The organism is Parasphingorhabdus cellanae (genome assembly GCF_017498565.1).
Taxonomy (GTDB): domain Bacteria; phylum Pseudomonadota; class Alphaproteobacteria; order Sphingomonadales; family Sphingomonadaceae; genus Parasphingorhabdus; species Parasphingorhabdus cellanae.
Map to the genome: position 1 here is coordinate 2,927,278 of NZ_CP071794.1, position 17,303 is coordinate 2,944,580.

The following is a 17,303-nucleotide window of genomic DNA, read 5'->3' on the forward strand; positions in this document are numbered from 1 at the left end:
GATTGATAGGAAAATATATGTCACGCTTTTTAAACAGTGCCATCGCAGAAATTGCCCGCGCGCGCGCAAGTGATGCCAAGCAAAAACCGAAACCTAATGGCTTCACGCTGGTGGAGCTTATGGTCGTCATATTCATTCTTGGTTTGTTGACGACCGTTGTTGTTATCAACGTATTGCCAAGTCAGGACCGCGCGATGGTGGAAAAAGCGCGGGCTGATATCGCAACTTTAGGACAGGCGCTCGAAATGTACCGGCTTGATAACCTAAGCTATCCGGCGTCGTCCGATGGTTTGGCGGCATTGACAAGCGCTCCAGCTTCGCTTCCACCGTCGGCTCGTTATCGACAAGGCGGGTATATCAAGAAACTTCCTGATGACCCTTGGGGACGGCCCTATCAATATGATAATCCGGGACGCAATGGCCCCGGTTTTGACCTTTATTCGCTGGGTGCGGATGGTGCCCCTGGCGGCGAAGACGACAATGCCGACATTTACGCGGAATAGGAAAATTGCCGAAGGTGACAGCGCTCCCAAAATTGACTAGCTAACGGCTAGAGAAGCAATGAAGTTTTTCAGCCGAGTCGGGGAGGCCATGTTGGAACAAGATCCGTTACTGCCTCTTGTCGTTTGTCTAATGAAGCGGAACCTTCGCGGCTGATGTCGGCATCTCAGTTCTTTATAACCGTTTTTCCCACGGCAGAGGTTCAAGCTCTGCAATGGTGGTTTGTAGTAGATGGTCGACTGGAAGCAGAAGGCTGTGACGTTGACCCATTATTGGCCTCTGGGCTTAAGCTGCCATCTGTTGAGAACCAGCCGATTGTCCATATAGCTTTAATGCCTTCCGCGCTCGGCATTGTTCGCTGGCACGAACCGCTGGATGATCTTACCGAACAACAGGTATTGGCGGCAGCATGTCTTGCGGCCCAAGAAAACAGCCTAGATGTGGAAAATCTGCATATCGCTGGGGTTTTGGATAAATCGGGGCAAGCAGCAACAGTTTCTGTTGGCAAAGACGTGATGGCCAGTGGCTTGCTGCATCTGAAAGCCATCGGTATTGATCCAGATGCGATTATTCCTTTAGGCTGGCTGGTGTCGCCGCAAGAAAACGAATGTGTCGAAGCGGATTTCGGTTTTGAAAAGGTTTTGCGCGGCGAGCATATCATTGCACCCGACGAGCCGTCATTGCGGGCACATTTGATCGGTGACAGCAAAGTCGCTGTCCTTTCAAAAGCCTCAGTGGAACAGGCATTGATAGATGCTGGGATAGAAGCTGGGATAGATGCTGGCGATCACAACGCACTGAACTTGCGTTCAGGAGCATTTGCCAAAAAAGTCGCCAGATACATGACCGCCCAACAGAAACGGACATTGGGTTGGTTAGCCGCTGCAGTCGTTATAGTTTCATTGCTGGTTCCGGTGGTGCAGCTATTGAAATATCATTGGGCCGCTAGCGAGGCAAAAGCCGCTGCTCTGGCCATTGCAGAACCGGTTATCGGGCCCGTTGATACCATCGAAGCAGCGGACAAACGGTTAGCCGACCGCTTGATAAGTGAAAATCGCGGAAATATTGCTTTTTCCGTTCCTGCATCAGCCTTATTTTCTGCGCTTCAACAAAGCCCGGCCGTATCGATCGATCGGATCAGTTATCGCAAGGATGGAACGGTTTCAGCTACTCTGTCGGGTGTCAGAAATGAAGAAATAAACCCAGTGCTTATAGCCATCCAAGAATCCGGCTTTGTGATAACGGCTAATCCGCGTCAGGATGCGACTGGATCGGCCAAGGCGGACGTTACGGTAAGGGCCCCATGATGACAGCGATCAAGGACTGGTTTCAGGCGCTCAGCCAACGGGAAAAAATATTGATTGGCGTAATGGGTTTTCTTGTTGCGCTCGTGGTCGGATATTATGCAATTGTGGCGCCGTTTATCAATGCTTATGTCTCAGCCGAAAAAAGCTATGTAGATGCTGTTGACAGTCAAGCGAGGATTGAGGCGAAGGTTAACGCTTTGACAGCACCTGCTGATAAGACAGTGACGCCGGTTACAGGTCCATTGGATGTTTTTATTAGCCAGAATGCCGGGGAAACCGGCTTTGCGGTCGGGCGGCTTGATCCGCAGACAAATGGAACCATTAGGTTGGCCATTGATTCTGCCAAACCTACTGCGTTATTTGGCTGGTTGGCATCGCTAGAAGGTCGCGGTATTTCCGTTGAAGAACTCTCGGTTAACCCCGGTGCAAACGACACTGTTGTCGCAACAATGCTGCTACGATCTGTAAAACCTGAGGTAGGCGACTAGCCGGCGTCGGCAGTTGCCTTCGTTTCAGCGGTCTTTTTCCCGTCAGCGAACATAAGGCCGCCATCATCCTCCGACATAGCCTCTGGACTTTGGACGTTCAGTTTCTTCTTCTGTACCCAATTGCCGTCGGAATCGCGGACATATTTAGGTGCGCGCTGGACGTTCCAAACCAGGCCCATTTTTTCCCAGAGCGATATTATATAGCCGTTTACATCGACTTCCCACCACATCAGGCCAGCATAGGCAGAGCGCGGATGCTGGTGATGGTTGTTGTGCCAACCGTCGCCAAAGGTCATCCACGCCATGAACCAATTATTGCGTGACCCGTCTTTGGTCTTGAATCGCTGTGAGCCAAAGACATGGCCGATGCTGTTTACACCCATGACGAAATTGAGGAAGAAGAAATTCCGGAAAAAACCGCCAATCAGGATCGTGCCAATAATATGTTCCGGCCCGCCAAAGGCCAGCGCCCATAGCGCGGGAAAGATGATGCTGGAGAAAACGGCGATGGACCAACGGTGGCGGTGGCACCAAAGAACCTGCGGATCATCGATCAGGCCCTTGCCATAGACATTCATATCCGATGTCGTGTTGTCGAACAGCCATCCGAAATGAGCAATGCCAAGGCCTTTCCATTTCGACATTTTCTTGCCGTGACCGTCGATATACGGGCTATGCAAGTCGCCGACTCGGTCAGAAAAAGCGTGATGACGACGGTGATCTGCAGCCCATTTCAGCACTGAAGCCTGACAGGCCATTTGCGCCATAATACCGATTGCGAGGCGCATTTTCGGTCCTGCTTCAAAAGCGCGATGCGTGTAAAAACGGTGATAGCCAATGCCCACGCCCATATTAATCAGGATATAGCCAAACAGAAAAGCAGACCATTCGACCCAACCAGTCGCATGGGTTAGCGTCCAATAAAGCGCGCCGAGCGAACCGATCACCATGGATGATAACAAAATGCCATATTCAATGCGCTTTGCCCGGGCCGCCGGGCCGCCGATGATCACACCATGTTGTGGGTGGGCCTCTGTAGGTTCAAACTCGCCCGGTTGGATGTCGCGAAATGCCGTCGCCATCGTAATATGCCCCTGTTGCTATTTACATCAATGAAATTAACGGTTTTGGGCAAAGATTACAATTCTCTTAACTATTATCCGAACCGAAATGGTGCGAGTTGACCGAACCGGTCAAAGATTCCTTTGGAATCAGGTCAATACCACTGTCGCAGCTGTGGCCTTATCGCATCAACAATACCGTTCGCCTGAGGATTTGCCTTGTTCATGAAGCGGAAAGCGCTTTTCGTTCGTTCTGTAGCGGTCGAAATATCGATAAGGAGAATGAACATGAAGATTCGCAATATGATATTAACCGCCACTGGCGCGACGATGATTATTCTACCGGCCGTCGGAGCCGCGGCGCATCCGTCCCATCGCGGTGAGCACGAAGAAATTCTGACCCAACCGATTGCTGACGTACAAAATAACTACTGGTTTGACTATGTCGCCGATATTCGGGAGGCGGAGCACGAGTTGCAAAAAGACCTCGCCCGGGCAACGGATGAAGAAGATCGCCGGGATGCGAGGGAAGAATATCGCAACGAAATCGCTGATGCGAACAAAGACTATAAGAAAGAAATGCGAGAAAAAGGCTATCGCGTCGGCCGCGTGACGGTTGGTCAGTAACCGTCCCAATCATATGGCTATAATCTAGATAAGTCGCCCAATGCAGAATGGAGGCATTGGGCGACTATCGTTAAGTATTTTCTGATGCGATGCCCAAATCTTAGGTCCACATAATTGGTTTGCTCACCACGGACGCACCCGGTCCTCCGGCGGGATATAAAGGCTATCTGTATCTTGGACCCCGAATGCCTCATACCAGGCATCCAAGTTACGAACGATGCCGTTCACGCGGTATTCGGCTGGCGAATGTGGATCGCGAGAAAGCTGTTTGCGCGTAATTTCTTCACGAACTTTGAACCGATAGACTTGTGCCCATGCCATGAAGAAGCGCTGATCCCCAGTATAGCCATCTAGAACCGGCGCCTCTTTGCCGTTCAACGATTTCCTATAGGCGCGATAGGCCAGCGCTACACCCCCGAGATCGGCCAGGTTTTCGCCCAAGGTCAGCTGGCCATTCACGCAAGTAGCGCCGTTATCAAAAGGACAATAGCGGTCAAATTGTTCGGCTAGGCGTTCGCCGACTGCCTGAAATGCCTTCTGGTCGCCTTCCGACCACCAGTTTCGCAACATGCCTTTGGCATCATATCGCGCGCCTTCGTCATCAAAAGCGTGGCTGATTTCATGACCAATAATTCCCCCGATTGAGCCATAATTTACCGCAGCATCAGCGCTGGCATTAAAAAATGGCGGTTGCAAAATCGCCGCCGGGAAAACGATCTCATTGAAAGCAGTGGCGTAATAGGCACCAACCCGTTGCGGGGGATAAAACCATATGTTGCGGTCGACCGGTTGACCTAGTCGGGCAGGGTTTTCTGCCCATGAAAACTGCTTGATCGCAACAGCATTATCCAGAGCGTCATTGGATATCGTAACGCCATCATAATTTTTGAAAGTTTCAGGATATCCGATTTTCAAATTTAACGTTGCTAGCTTGCGCAGTGCCTCTGCACGCGTGGTCTCTTCCATCCAGCCAACATTATTCAGGCTGTCTTCCATAGCGCTGGTAATATTATTGACCATTGATAGAACATATTGTTTGCGTTTCTTCGGGAAATGGCGGGCGACATAGATTTCACCAATGGCATCGCCAAAAGCCTTGTTGACGGCTACTGCAGCGCGTTGCTCTCTGGATGATCGCTCGGTTTGACCGCTCAGCTTTGTACCGAAGAAAGCGAATACGGCATCATCAATCTCGCTCGGCAATAGGGCTGCATGATCGATCAGAAAATGTGTGGCAAGATAGGCTTTCCAGGTTTCGAGATCAGTCTGGTTGACTATCGCGATAACCGCGGGATAGCCGCGTTGGAGATTTTCGATTTGTGCATTTGAATAATTAAGCCTGTCCATTTCTGCCTCGGTCGGCGGTATTTCCGCGACAAGCACATTATCAGCCGCCTCTAAACCAGCCGACTTTGCGAAAGCATCTATAGGAAAGTCCGCCATCAACGCCTGAAATTCAAGCCAGCTCAACTTGTTATATGTCAGGTCGGGATTGCGTTTCAATGTCGGGACCCAATCTGCTCTGGCAATGGCGGTTTCTAATTTCAGAATATCAGCCGCCGCCGTCTGCGGGTCGTCATGGCCAATTTTTGTGAGCAGGAACGCCAACAGTTCAACATAGCTGGAACGAATGTTCCGGGACGCTTCGTCCAGGCTCAGATACTGATCCCGATTAGACAATTGCATGCCGCCTATCGACGTAAACATGATGTTTGTTTCCGGGGCTTTCCAGTCTATAAAAACACCAACATCAAAAGGGCTGGCAAAATGTGGTTGCCCGAATATCGCCGCCAATCCTTCAGCCGTTTCAATAGCCGCGATTTGATCGAGATACTTTTTTGCAGGATTGAGGCCTTTCGCGTCGATAGCGGCGCTATCGCGATAGCTGCGATAAAATTTTGAAATTTTGCCTTCTTTGCTATTTGAAGGCGCCTTTGAGGCAGCAAGATCAGAGATAATATATTCAACTTGCTTTCGCGCTTTTTCCGCCGCAATTGAACCGGCACCATAGCGGGTTCGGTCGTCCGGTAGTTTGAAAGTCGAGAGCCAGCCATCGTTGACATAGCGGTAAAAATCGTCGCCAGGACGGATGTTGTCGTTGATATGAGACGTATCAATGCCCCATTCTCCCCAATAATCAGGAGAGAGGGTTGCAATCTCCCTAGCCTGTATATTGACTGAACTCATGGATGGGGGTGTTACACCGTCACCAGCACAGCCTGCCATGAAAAATATCATGGAAAAGGTAAGCGTAATGGGTGCAAAATTTGTCTTTGCGCGCACCGATATCATCCTTTGATCGGGATATGGTTTTATCTAAGAACCATAAAATGTAATGAAGTGTCACATAGATATTTCGAGCGCCGTAAGTCAACTGCGTCCCAATCGGTTTTGATCATCATTGCGCGAGAACGGTCAAAGCCCTGAGCCTATTTTGGACGAAGGTATATCGCCTTATCCATCAATCATCATTGATGTTTCGGCGGGATGTCTCGCTGCGGGGAGATCGCATTGCTGGACGAGCCCTTGTGGCCTGACGTGGCGCTGAACGAGCTGCTGGCCGTGTTTGCTGGCCTCGCTGCTGTGTAGCCGCTGGCCGAGTGCGGCGTTCGGAACGGACGCCATTGCCTTGACGGTTGCCGCGTCGTGCTTGTCTGGCTTCGCCTCTGCGCTGACCGCGGATAGCGCCATCTCGCAACGCGGCACGGCCGGTGGTAGCACGATTACCACTATTTCTTTCGGCGCGTCTTTCCGCCCTTCGCTCCCGCCGCTCGGCCCGTTGTTCCGGAGTCAGGTTGCGTATGCGTTCACGGCGTTCGGCGCGCTGTTCGGGGGTTAGGTTGCGGCCACCTCTACCTATTCCATCATAGCCGCCACGACGGGAACCAAATTTTGCACGTTGGCGTGCCCAATGGTAACGATGATGGCGTTTCATCGCATAGCGTGAACCGCGCCGATCAAAAATATAGATGCCGTAACCGGGATAGTAAAAACTGTCATACCAGCCGCCGCCAAATCCGATATTGGCATAGCCATAACCATTGTCGCAGGCATAATAGTCATCAAAGGGTGCATAAGGGTCGCAGGCATAGCCGGCGCCATTGACATAGCCGTCGCCATAGGAACCGCCGCCATAGGCACAGGCGCTGAGGCCAAGCATTGCGCCGCCGAGCAATATTGGTTTAACGAACTGCTGGATCCCGGACTGTGTCATGTTCATCCCCCTCATTGGATCGATCATGCGATATCAAGCACTACCGATCGGATATTCTCTCTTCTAAACTGGCTCGGCATGGCGAGTCTGATTTCATTTCCTGTTGCCCTATTATGTAACATTGATGGATTGAATTGGAAATGAACGCAGATGCTTGCTGACATTAATGAAAGTAGCTATTACAAGGGTACACCCTAAGCATTTCAGGAGCTTTCACATTGGCAAGCGCAGCACAAGCCCACGGATATCCCTATACCGAAACTGCAAACCCGCATTGGATTAAGCCGCCCGGTAAAGAAGCGCTGGCCCATATTCCGGGTGAAGATGGTCTGCCGATCATTGGCTCTACCCTGAAAATCATCAAGGATCCGATTGGCTTTGGCCGGCAAATGTTTGAAAAATATGGCTCTGTCTACCGGACTTATAATTTTGGTAAAGACAATGTGACACTACTTGGCGCGGATGCCACCGAACTCGTAATGTTCAACAAGGACAAGATTTTCTCTAGCGAGCAAGGTTGGGGACCGGTGCTCAACAATCTCTTTCCACGCGGGCTGATGCTAATGGATTTTGAGCGCCACCGGGCGGACCGCAAGGCGCTGTCGGTCGCGTTCAAGCCAGGGCCAATGAAACATCACTGCACCGTCCTGAATGAAGGTATATCTGAACGTGTGGCAGAATGGAGTGGGACCAGCTTCGAATTTTATCCGGCCATCAAGTCGCTTTCCCTTGATACGGCCGCCAGCGCTATACTTGGTATTCCCTGGGGACCCGAAGCGGACAAGATTAACAAGGCGTTTGTAGACGAGGTGCAGGCCTCTGTCGGGGTTGCCCGCAAACCGATTCCATTCACAAAAATGTGGCGCGGTGTGAAAGCGCGGGAATATCTGCTCAGTTATTTCACTCCCCAAGTGAAAGAGCGGCGCGAAAAGGGCGGCGAAGATATATTCACGCAAATTTGTCTTGCGACCCATGAAGATGGCAGTCTTCTTACTGAAGACGAAGTCGTCGATCACATGAACTTCCTGATGATGGCGGCGCATGATACGATCACCTCTTCGGCGACCAGCATGACCTATTTGCTCGCCAAGCATCCCGAATGGCAGGATAAGCTGCGCGAGGAATGTCTCTCTGTGGCACCGGCTGGTCAGCCGCTGGCCTATGAAGATCTCGGCAAGTTGGAGCTGACCGAAATGGCGTTCAAAGAATCGCTAAGATTGATCCCACCGGTTCCGAGCATTCCGCGCCGAGCGATCAAGGAATTTACCTTCCGCAACTATACCATACCCGCAGGGACAAATATTGGCATTAGCCCTCAATTTGTCCACAAGATGGAAAAGCACTGGCCGAACCCCACTAAATTTAATCCGATGCGTTTCACGCCTGAAAATAGCGCTGGGCGCCACAAATATGCCTGGGTTCCCTTTGGCGGCGGCGCGCATATGTGTCTGGGCCTGCATTTTGCTTATATGCAGATCAAAATCCTGATGCATGCGATGCTGACACAAAACCGGGTCGTGCTCAGCGGCGGACCGGATTATGAACCGGATTGGCAGGTCTTCCCGATCCCGCAACCCAGAGATGGTTTGCCGGTGCGACTAGAAGCACTATGATTGCTGAAAAAAACAGGTAAAATGCTCCGGCTAGCTATGGTCTGACGAGATTATGGCGTAGCGCACCGGGTTATCGTTCGCTTCATCGCAATTGCGTGCTTTTTTTACGTCCTGGGTGCGCAGATGAGGTGGAAATGGAATTGGCTTCTATCGGTTTCCACTTATTGTCACCACATGTCCATGCGCAGTCAACTTCGGCCATTGACGCGGAGCCTTCGTGACCGTTTAGTCAGTCATGACCTTTCGCAGCTTTCTCGTTCTGTGCGGAAGGAAGGCTTGACTTATCTCTCACCAGCAAAATTGCTCAGGATTGAGAAAGCGCTGCAATCTGTCAGTGATGTTGATGGAGATTTTGCAGAATTTGGTGTGGCTCTGGGTGGCTCTGCCATAATTATCGCAAGCCAGCGCGAGGCTCGCAGTTTTCACGGCTTGGATGTTTTTGGCATGATCCCAGAGCCGGCATCCGATAAAGACGACGCCAAATCAAAATCGCGATATGAAGCGATTAAATCAGGGGCATCGTGCGGTATCGATGGTCAACAATATTATGGTTACAGGGAAGATCTGCTCGCAGATGTTAAACACAACTTCTCTCGCCATGGGCTGACCGTCGGAGAAGACGGTATTTTCCTCTACAAAGGATTGTTCGAGCATAGCTGGCCTGCGGTAAAAGTGGATAAACTCGCTTTTGCTCATGTGGACTGTGACTGGTATGAGCCCGTTGCATATTGCCTACAGGTCATCGCGGCGAAACTGAGCCCTGGTGGCGTGATCGTGATCGATGATTTTCATGACTATGGCGGCTGTAGAATAGCCGTTGAAGAATTTCTCGCGCAAAACCCTGTCTACATGTTTGAAGACGGCGCGAACCCGGTCTTGCGGTTGAAAGTTTAAACCGCCTATTGCGGTGTTCTGGCGTTACAGCGACAAACTTCCAACGAACCTTAGCTTTAGCCGCTATTCCGAAGCGCCGTCGCTATGGCATTGAGTGAAAGCTGTATGCCTTCACCGATACGCGGATCGTCCTCACCAGCACGCAGGCGCTTCATCAACTCGATCTGCAAGTGGTTGAGCGGTTCGATATAAGGCAAGCGCAGCTCGATGCTATTAAACAGCGACGGGTTTTTCGCGAGCAGATGGGGCTGGTCTGTTATTTCCAGCAAAATGTCACGGGTTTGTTCCCAGCTTGAGCGAATGCGATTGAAATAACCCTCACGCATAGCCTTGTCTTCGACCAACTCCGCATAGCGTGCGGCAATGCCCATGTCTGATTTGGCAAGAACCATTTCCATATTGGACAAGCTCGCCTGAAAAAACGGCCAGCTTTGCGCCATATCTTTGAGTTTACCGACATCGTCAAAAGCGGTCAGCGCCTGTCCGACACCATACCAGCCCGGCAACATCACACGCGCCTGTGCCCAACTGAATACCCAGGGAATGGCCCGTAAATCCTCAATCTTGTCACTTTTGGTGCGACTCGCCGGGCGCGATCCGATTTTCAGTTTGGCAATTTCAGTGAGCGGCGTCATCTGACGAAAGAAGGTCCGGAAACTGTCGTCACCATAGACCAGATCACGATATTCGGCGAAGGCCGTTTGAGAAATCTGATCCATCGCATCGGCAAAATCGGCCTGAACTTTTTCATCCGATGGATCAGGTTCGAGCGAGCGCAGCAAGACCGCTGACGTCATCGCTTCGAGATTGGCTTCGGCCACGCCCATTGTGCCATATTTAGCGGCGATGACTTCGCCTTGCTCGGTGATACGGATGCGTCCGTCAACAGTGCCTTTCGGTTGCGCCTTGATCGCTCCAAAGGCCGAACCGCCGCCGCGGCCCACTGCACCGCCGCGACCATGGAAAAGTTGCATCTTTACGCCTGCGTTTTCGAACACGGGGGTCAGCGCCTGACTGGCTTTGAACAGGCTCCAGGTTGATGTGAGATAGCCACCATCTTTATTACTGTCGGAATAGCCGATCATCACTTCCTGTGCACCGCGGGCGCGTGTGAGAGCGTGCATCTCGGGCAGTGCGAAAAAATCGGTCATGACCTGCGGCGCGTTCTCCAGATCGGCAACGGTTTCAAACAGCGGTACAGCCATGATCGGGCAGGTTGGTGGGGCCTTGTTGTCCGCCGATGCGCGGTAAAGGCCGGCCTCCATCAGCAGAACATAGACTTCCAATATGTCGGACACCGTCTCGCCATTGCTGATATTGTAGTTAACGATAACTTCCGGGCCATATTGATCATGAGCTTCGGTTGCCGCGCGCAGAATTGAGAGTTCCTTCGCCGTTTCTTCGCTATAAGTAATCCAGGGACTGACCAATGGGCGGTTGTTCGCCAGTTCCTGTCGCAGTATTTTTACGCGTGTGTCTTCGTCCAGAGCGAGATAATCGCCTTCAACACCGGCCTCTGCCAGCAATTCGGCGACGACGCGCTCATGAATGCGGCTATTCTGGCGCATGTCGAGCGTGGCCAGGTGAAAACCAAATAGTTCAACCGTGCGGATCAGGCGCCCCAAGGCCCCCGATGTCGCAAAAACGCCTTTGCCGCCGGAGCGCAGACCATGAGCGAGGGTGACAAGGTCTTCACGCAATTGCTGCGGATTGTCATAGGGCTCGGCTATGATCGATGAGGGTCGTCCAGGGACATGACCACAAAGTTTCAGATGGGTTGCGGACAGACGCGCATAGATACCGGACAATGCCCGGCGATAGGGTTCATCCTTACGGCTTGGTGCATCGTCACCGCTGACTTCTGCCAAAGCGACCACTTCCTTGGGTACATCCGCCAATTCGGTCGAGATGCTAAGCTCTGCGCCCATCGCGTGGATGCGGGCCAGATAATAGCCGATAACGGTTTCAGCCGCCCGCGACAAAGCTTCCCGCATCGCATCAGCGTCAACAAATGGGTTGCCATCGCGGTCGCCGCCAATCCAGCTGCCGAGTTTTAGAAAATTGGGCAGACGCGCACCAAGCACTTTTTCCCATTTGCCATAAAGCTTTGGGAGGACGGGCAGGAACACATCACGCATATAGCTTTGCGAGATTTGCACTTCGTCGGTCACGAACAAACGCTCGCGCCGCAATGGCCGGGTCTGCCACAGCAGCGCGATTTGCCGCATGATCGCTTCGTCCAGCACATCCCCTTCAGGCGTGTGGTCGGCCCCGGCATCTTTCATCAGCAGCAATTCTGCGATCCGCGCCTTGTGATCGATCATGCTTTTGCGCCGGACCTCGGTGGGATGAGCGGTCAGCACAGGCGCGATCAGGGCATTGTCGAGCAAAGCCAATATCGCTTTTTCATCGACCCCTTCGCTGGCCAGTTTTGTTATGGCCTCGGCAACGCTGGCGCCTTCTTCTGCCGCCACGCCTTGACGATCCTCAGCAAGATTAGCGAGCAGAGAAAAGAGCATGAAGCCCCGGACAAAGGCGGTGGTTTCATCAAGCGACAGCGCATCCAGACCCGGATCAATCGCATCGGCATCGGCCAGTCCGCGGTGCCGGTCTACACTGGTCGAGCGGATATATTCGGTACGGCGATATAGCTCCTCGCCGCCATAGCTGCGGATCACATCACCCAGCAATTTGCCGAGATACTTAATATCGGGATTTTGGCGCACAACCAATGAGGGTGTTGCCGATGAATCATTGGGGAGGATATCAGTCATGCCTTGTTGCTGCACGGCTGTGACAACGTGGTCAAGAAAATCCTGCTGTCTCTATCCCTCGAGTTCGATGTCCCAGTAGAGCCAGTCATGCCATGTATCGTGAAGGAAATTTGGTGGGAACGCACGGCCATGTTCTTGTAGCTGCCAGTTGGTCGGTTTGATCGGCTTGTTTGACAGCTGCATATGCGCTTCTTTGGGTGTCCGGCCGCCTTTTTTCAGGTTGCAGGGCAGACAGGCGGTCGCGACATTTTCCCATGTCGTCCTTCCCTTCTGGCGGCGAGGGATGACATGGTCGAAAGTCAGATTGTCTAGGCTACCGCAATATTGGCAACTAAACTTATCTCGCAAGAACAGGTTAAACCGGGTGAAGGCAGGATATTCAGAGGGCTTCACATAGTTTTTCAGCGCAATAACCGATGGAATTTTCATATCCAGATTAGGGCTATGCACTTCGCGTTCATAGCTGGAAACAATGTTCACTCGATCCAGAAATACCGCCTTGATCGCGGTTTGCCAGGGCCACAGGCTCAATGGGTAATAGGATAGCGGTGTATAGTCAGCGTTCAGCACCAGCGACGGGCAACTTTCGGGATGCCGCAACAGGTCGGGGTGATACATAGTCTAACTACTCCTTAGTCTTTGACTGACTGCTCTTTATCCGCAAGAACATGACATGGTCATTACAACTGACATGCAAAGAACATTATCTGCCCTATGACGTCAAGGGGGGATGTTGGCCAATATGTTGTGGTGCGCTTTGCACCAAGCCCCAACGGCTTGTTGCATTTGGGGCATGCCTATGCAGCCTGTGTGGTCCATGACTATGCGCGGGAGCGTGGTGGGAAGCTGATGCTCAGGATCGAAGATATTGATAGTGAGCGCAGCAAACCAGAATTTGTCGACGCGATATTGGCTGATTTGCGCTGGCTGGGATTGGATTGGGATGGCAAGGTAATTTTCCAGTCCGATCGACTGGATAGCTATGCTGAAACGGCCACGAGATTGAAGAATGAGGGACTCCTTTATCCTTGTTTCTGCACGCGGTCGTCTATGCGTGCCGTGCAAGAGATGGAAGCTTTGGAGGAGGGACCGGATGGTCCGATTTATCCGGGAACATGCCGCAATCTCCATGCGGGCGAGGCTGCAGAAAGGATGGAAAACGAACCGCATAGTTGGCGGCTTGACGTGGCAAAGGCGATCAGCTTGGTTGGAGACTTGAGCTGGCATGACGAGCGACATGGAGATCAGATTGCTGATCCAACGGCATTGGGAGACGTTGTGCTCATCCCGAAAGATACGCCGGTTAGCTATCATTTGGCAGTGACGTTGGACGATGCGCGGGATGGGATCACCCATGTTGTGCGTGGAGAGGACTTGTTCGCCTCCACCCATATCCACCGATTGCTACAAGCGCTGCTGGACTTACCCGTTCCTTGCTATGTTCATCACCCAGTTTTGCTGGATGAAACAGGGGTTAAGCTCTCGAAAAGCCGGGATTCTGCATCTTTAGCCGTATTGCGAGAAGCTGGTGAACGCGGTTACTTCGTAGCTGATAAATTACGAGAAAACATTTTCCCTGTTGGAATCATGTTATCGAAGGGCTAGTTAGAAAATATGAGCTATTTATTGATTTTATTAATCTTGTTGGCTGCGGGTGCCGTTGTCTTTGCCTTGGTTCGAGGACTTATCGCTTTTGTAAACATGGAACCGGAAGACGTTGATGCTGATGGCGTGACCGCATCGCACAAAAAGCAGAATGAAATGATGTTCGCTCGTGTCAAATATCAAGCCATTGCGGTCATATTGGTTGCTTTGCTGTTGTTGCTGGCTGGCGGTCAAAGTTAAAACCACGCGGCGATGGTTAAGCTCAACAAGATTTACACCAAGACGGGCGATGATGGGACCACTGGGCTGGTCGATGGGTCGCGCGTCGCAAAAAATGATGCACGCATGGCGGCAATTGGTGATGTGGATGAGCTGAACAGCGCGTTGGGCGTTGCGATATGCGAGATTGCTGATGGAGCGTTGGTACAATCGCTCCGGACTATACAGAATGATTTATTCGATCTTGGTGCGGATCTCGCGACACCGGCAGTTGAGGGCGACGATTTCGCTCCATCGGAAATGGTCCTTCGGGTAACGCCGCCACAGATAGAGCGGCTCGAAAGCGAGATTGATGCGGTCAATGACCATCTTGATCCTCTCACCAGCTTCATTCTGCCGGGCGGTAGCAAATCAGCCGCAGCCATTCATCTGGCACGCGCGATTGCCCGGCGGGCGGAACGAACCGCCGTAGGCGCTGCACAGGTGATGGCGATTAATCCGCATGCTTTGGCTTATATCAATCGTCTGTCAGACTATCTTTTTGTCCTCGGCCGGATTCTTAACGATGGCGGTAAAGCCGACATCTTATGGGTTCCCGGAGCCTCCCGCTAGCAAAGCTACGCATCATCTAAACGCACTGTAAATCACAAATTTGCACCTCAGCGGCTCAAATATAAGCGGTTGACCCTAAGGTCGTTCGCTCTATGTTCTAAGGCAACGGACATATCGACGGAGTAGGACTAATCGCTCGCCAAGCCGACACCAAAACAATCTCGTCTACGACTTCATTAAATACCGCTAGAACGCAAGATTTGGTGGATAGGTTTGAAACCATTCGATCGCATAGTGTTTCATTGATTGCTGGACTAAGTGATGCCGATACCACCGCCCAGTCAATGGAGGATGCGTCTCCAGCTAAATGGCATCTGGCGCATACAACTTGGTTTTTTGAAACCTTCCTGCTGCGCGACAATGTGCAGGACTATAAAGCCTTCAACGAAGCCTATGCCTATTTGTTCAATAGCTATTATGAGGCAGAGGGCGCGCGACATGCGCGGCCGGAGCGTGGTCTGTTGACCCGACCGTCGTTGCAAGCGGTGTTAAACTTCAGAGCGCATGTCGATGACGCTATGGCCGAGGCAATGGACGGTTTTTCTGAGGCTTTACTGGATTTGGTCGAACTCGGCCTGCATCATGAGCAACAGCATCAGGAATTACTGCTAACCGATATATTGCATCTATTTTCGCGTAACCCGATTGGCCCGGCCTTGCTGGAGCCCAAACCGCGACCTGCTATTATCGATACGCCGCTGGGCTGGATTGAAGGCGTGACTGGTGTGCAATCTATTGGCCATCATGGCAAAGATTTTGCTTTTGATTGTGAAGGGCCGCGGCATGAGGTGATGCTGCACCCCCATGCTATCGCTGATCGCCCGGTAACCAATGGTGAATGGCAAAGGTTTATTGCGGATGATGGTTATGCAGATCCGTGCCATTGGTTGTCCGACGGTTGGTCTTGGGTGCAGAAACAGAAAATCGATGCTCCGCTCCACTGGCGAGAGCGGGACGGGGTGACCGAGGAATTTACCCTACAAGGATGGCGCGAGGTCGTTTTATGTGCGCCTGTCCGCCACATCAGTCTTTTCGAGGCGGATGCCTATGCGAGTTGGGCGAACGCGCGATTGCCGACCGAAGCAGAATGGGAAGTCGCGGCGGAAAACGGGTTGCCGGATATCGGCAATGTTTGGGAATGGACGGGCAGTGCCTATCGTCCCTATCCCGGATTTAGGGCTGCGGAAGGCGCGGTTGGCGAGTATAACGGCAAGTTCATGTCCGGGCAGTTTGTTCTGAAAGGGGGAAGCGTTGCGACATCGCCGGGCCATATTCGAAATAGCTATCGCAACTTCTTCTATCCCCATCAACGTTGGCAGTTTTCGGGTCTGCGCCTTGCCAAAGATATCTAGACCGAAACCAAAGATATCTGATTTTCACCCTGACCGCCAAGGACGGTTTTCTAAATGGATATGACAATTGGTCGGATTGATCCGGCATTTCGCGACGATATTCGGTGTTGCTTTGAAGAGGAAAATTACGCGATTCCGGCGCGTTGGCTCTATGATCATGCAGGTTCGGAGCTATTTGAACAGATTACGGAACTACCCGAATATTATCCAACGCGCACTGAAACAGCGCTGCTTGCAGGTTATAGTGCAGAAGTGGCCGATAAGGGCGGCAAAGGGCGGGCGGTCGTCGAATTTGGTTCTGGTAGTTCAACTAAGACACCGCATCTTTTACGCGCTACCCAGCCAGCGGCCTATGTGCCAATAGATATATCGGGTGAGTTTCTCGCTGCCAGCGCAGCGCAATTGCAAATCCAATTTCCGCAACTGCCCATTTATCCACTTGAGGCAGACTTTATGCGGCGGATAAATTTGCCAGATGAAATTTCCGATATGCCAAAGCTTGGGTTTTTTCCGGGCTCGACCATCGGCAACATGGTCGCACGCACATCTGTTGATTTGCTGCGCTTCATGCGTGAAACTCTGGGTATCGGATCTCAGCTGCTAATTGGTTTTGATCGGATCAAAGATCCGGACGTCCTTGTTGCGGCCTATGATGATAGCGCTGGAGTAACGGCGCAATTTTCGCTTAACTTGCTGCACCGGATAAATCGAGAAATGGATGGTGATATTGCTGTAGACCAATTCCGCCACATCGCGATCTGGAATGATCGCTATGCAAGGATCGAGATTTATCTGGAGGCCCAGTCAGACCTCAATTTCTCAATTGATGCACGCCAATATAATATGGCTAAGGGGCAAAGAATCCATATTGAAAACAGCCACAAATACGGCTTGCGTGATGCGCGGTTGATGTTGCGGGCAGGCGGTTGGTCACCGGTGACGGAGTGGAGCGATGAAAAAAATTACTTCTCACTAATCCTTGCTGAGGCGCAACCTTACAAAAATGCGCCTTAACTCTGCGTGACGGACTTAAATA

Annotated in this window: 16 protein-coding genes; 11 read left to right on the plus strand and 5 right to left on the minus strand. The window is 51.8% G+C overall.

The genetic code is table 11. The features are described from left to right. Positions 1 to 17 precede the first annotated feature (17 nt). The 3 genes from gspG to J4G78_RS14105 all read left to right on the plus strand — a co-directional run bounded on the left by gspG (position 18) and on the right by J4G78_RS14105 (position 2,296). Positions 18 to 503 carry a type II secretion system major pseudopilin GspG gene (gspG, locus tag J4G78_RS14095; protein ID WP_207987155.1) on the plus strand — a complete coding sequence of 162 codons (486 nt, stop codon included), beginning with the start codon at positions 18 to 20 and terminating at the stop codon, positions 501 to 503. Between the two features lie 153 nt (positions 504 to 656). Then, positions 657 to 1,808, plus strand: coding sequence for a type II secretion system protein L (locus J4G78_RS14100; RefSeq protein ID WP_207987156.1), 1,152 nt, complete (start codon positions 657 to 659; stop codon positions 1,806 to 1,808). After that, the gene (locus J4G78_RS14105; protein ID WP_207987157.1) at positions 1,808 to 2,296 is read left to right on the plus strand and encodes a type II secretion system protein M; all 489 of its coding nucleotides are present in this window, start codon (positions 1,808 to 1,810) and stop codon (positions 2,294 to 2,296) included. Before J4G78_RS14100 ends, J4G78_RS14105 begins: the two co-directional genes overlap by 1 nt. Here J4G78_RS14105 and J4G78_RS14110 read toward each other — a convergent pair. Continuing rightward, the gene (locus tag J4G78_RS14110; RefSeq protein ID WP_207987158.1) at positions 2,293 to 3,378 is read right to left on the minus strand and encodes an acyl-CoA desaturase; all 1,086 of its coding nucleotides are present in this window, start codon (positions 3,376 to 3,378) and stop codon (positions 2,293 to 2,295) included. The genes J4G78_RS14105 and J4G78_RS14110 overlap by 4 nt on opposite strands. 267 nt (positions 3,379 to 3,645) lie before the next feature. Here J4G78_RS14110 and J4G78_RS14115 point away from each other — a divergent pair, with 267 nt between their 5' ends. After that, positions 3,646 to 3,984, plus strand: a complete 339-nt coding sequence (locus J4G78_RS14115; RefSeq protein ID WP_243457108.1) for a hypothetical protein — start codon at positions 3,646 to 3,648, stop codon at positions 3,982 to 3,984. A gap of 123 nt (positions 3,985 to 4,107) precedes the next feature. On the opposite strand, the gene J4G78_RS14120 is transcribed toward J4G78_RS14115, so the two are convergent. Together J4G78_RS14120 and J4G78_RS14125 are read right to left on the minus strand one after the other, a co-directional pair. Further along, on the minus strand, positions 4,108 to 6,267 hold the full coding sequence (locus J4G78_RS14120) for a M13 family metallopeptidase (RefSeq protein ID WP_207987160.1): 2,160 nt from the start codon (positions 6,265 to 6,267) through the stop codon (positions 4,108 to 4,110). 178 nt (positions 6,268 to 6,445) lie between these two features. Then, positions 6,446 to 7,198: a hypothetical protein gene (locus J4G78_RS14125; RefSeq protein WP_207987161.1), complete on the minus strand. Its 753-nt coding sequence runs from the start codon at positions 7,196 to 7,198 to the stop codon at positions 6,446 to 6,448. A 218-nt stretch (positions 7,199 to 7,416) separates the two neighbouring features. Here J4G78_RS14125 and J4G78_RS14130 point away from each other — a divergent pair, with 218 nt between their 5' ends. Together J4G78_RS14130 and J4G78_RS14135 are read left to right on the plus strand one after the other, a co-directional pair. Further along, the gene (locus J4G78_RS14130) at positions 7,417 to 8,811 is read left to right on the plus strand and encodes a cytochrome P450 (protein ID WP_207987162.1); all 1,395 of its coding nucleotides are present in this window, start codon (positions 7,417 to 7,419) and stop codon (positions 8,809 to 8,811) included. 180 nt (positions 8,812 to 8,991) lie between these two features. Beyond that, entirely contained in the window at positions 8,992 to 9,705 is a 714-nt protein-coding gene (locus J4G78_RS14135) for a TylF/MycF/NovP-related O-methyltransferase (protein ID WP_207987163.1), read from the plus strand. A gap of 56 nt (positions 9,706 to 9,761) precedes the next feature. Here the strand turns inward: J4G78_RS14135 and ppc are convergent, their stop codons facing one another. Together ppc and J4G78_RS14145 are read right to left on the minus strand one after the other, a co-directional pair. Then, the gene (ppc, locus tag J4G78_RS14140; RefSeq protein ID WP_207987164.1) at positions 9,762 to 12,479 is read right to left on the minus strand and encodes a phosphoenolpyruvate carboxylase; all 2,718 of its coding nucleotides are present in this window, start codon (positions 12,477 to 12,479) and stop codon (positions 9,762 to 9,764) included. A gap of 51 nt (positions 12,480 to 12,530) precedes the next feature. Continuing rightward, positions 12,531 to 13,097 (minus strand): HNH endonuclease, encoded by a 567-nt coding sequence (locus J4G78_RS14145; protein ID WP_207987165.1) that lies wholly within the window; start codon positions 13,095 to 13,097, stop codon positions 12,531 to 12,533. 96 nt (positions 13,098 to 13,193) lie between these two features. On the opposite strand from J4G78_RS14145, the gene gluQRS reads away from it, so the two are divergent. The 5 genes from gluQRS (at position 13,194) to egtD (ending at position 17,281) form a co-directional block, all read left to right on the plus strand. Further along, the gene (gene gluQRS / locus J4G78_RS14150; RefSeq protein WP_207987166.1) at positions 13,194 to 14,084 is read left to right on the plus strand and encodes a tRNA glutamyl-Q(34) synthetase GluQRS; all 891 of its coding nucleotides are present in this window, start codon (positions 13,194 to 13,196) and stop codon (positions 14,082 to 14,084) included. A gap of 9 nt (positions 14,085 to 14,093) precedes the next feature. Continuing rightward, complete coding sequence (locus J4G78_RS14155) at positions 14,094 to 14,324, plus strand: HIG1 domain-containing protein (protein WP_207987167.1); 231 nt, start codon at positions 14,094 to 14,096, stop codon at positions 14,322 to 14,324. A 12-nt stretch (positions 14,325 to 14,336) separates the two neighbouring features. Next, positions 14,337 to 14,915 carry a cob(I)yrinic acid a,c-diamide adenosyltransferase gene (locus J4G78_RS14160; protein ID WP_207987168.1) on the plus strand — a complete coding sequence of 193 codons (579 nt, stop codon included), beginning with the start codon at positions 14,337 to 14,339 and terminating at the stop codon, positions 14,913 to 14,915. 200 nt (positions 14,916 to 15,115) lie between these two features. Then, a complete protein-coding gene (egtB, locus tag J4G78_RS14165; protein WP_243457110.1) occupies positions 15,116 to 16,267 on the plus strand; it encodes an ergothioneine biosynthesis protein EgtB in 1,152 nt (383 codons plus the stop codon). A gap of 54 nt (positions 16,268 to 16,321) precedes the next feature. Beyond that, entirely contained in the window at positions 16,322 to 17,281 is a 960-nt protein-coding gene (egtD, locus tag J4G78_RS14170; protein ID WP_207987169.1) for an L-histidine N(alpha)-methyltransferase, read from the plus strand. Positions 17,282 to 17,303: the final 22 nt, after the last annotated feature.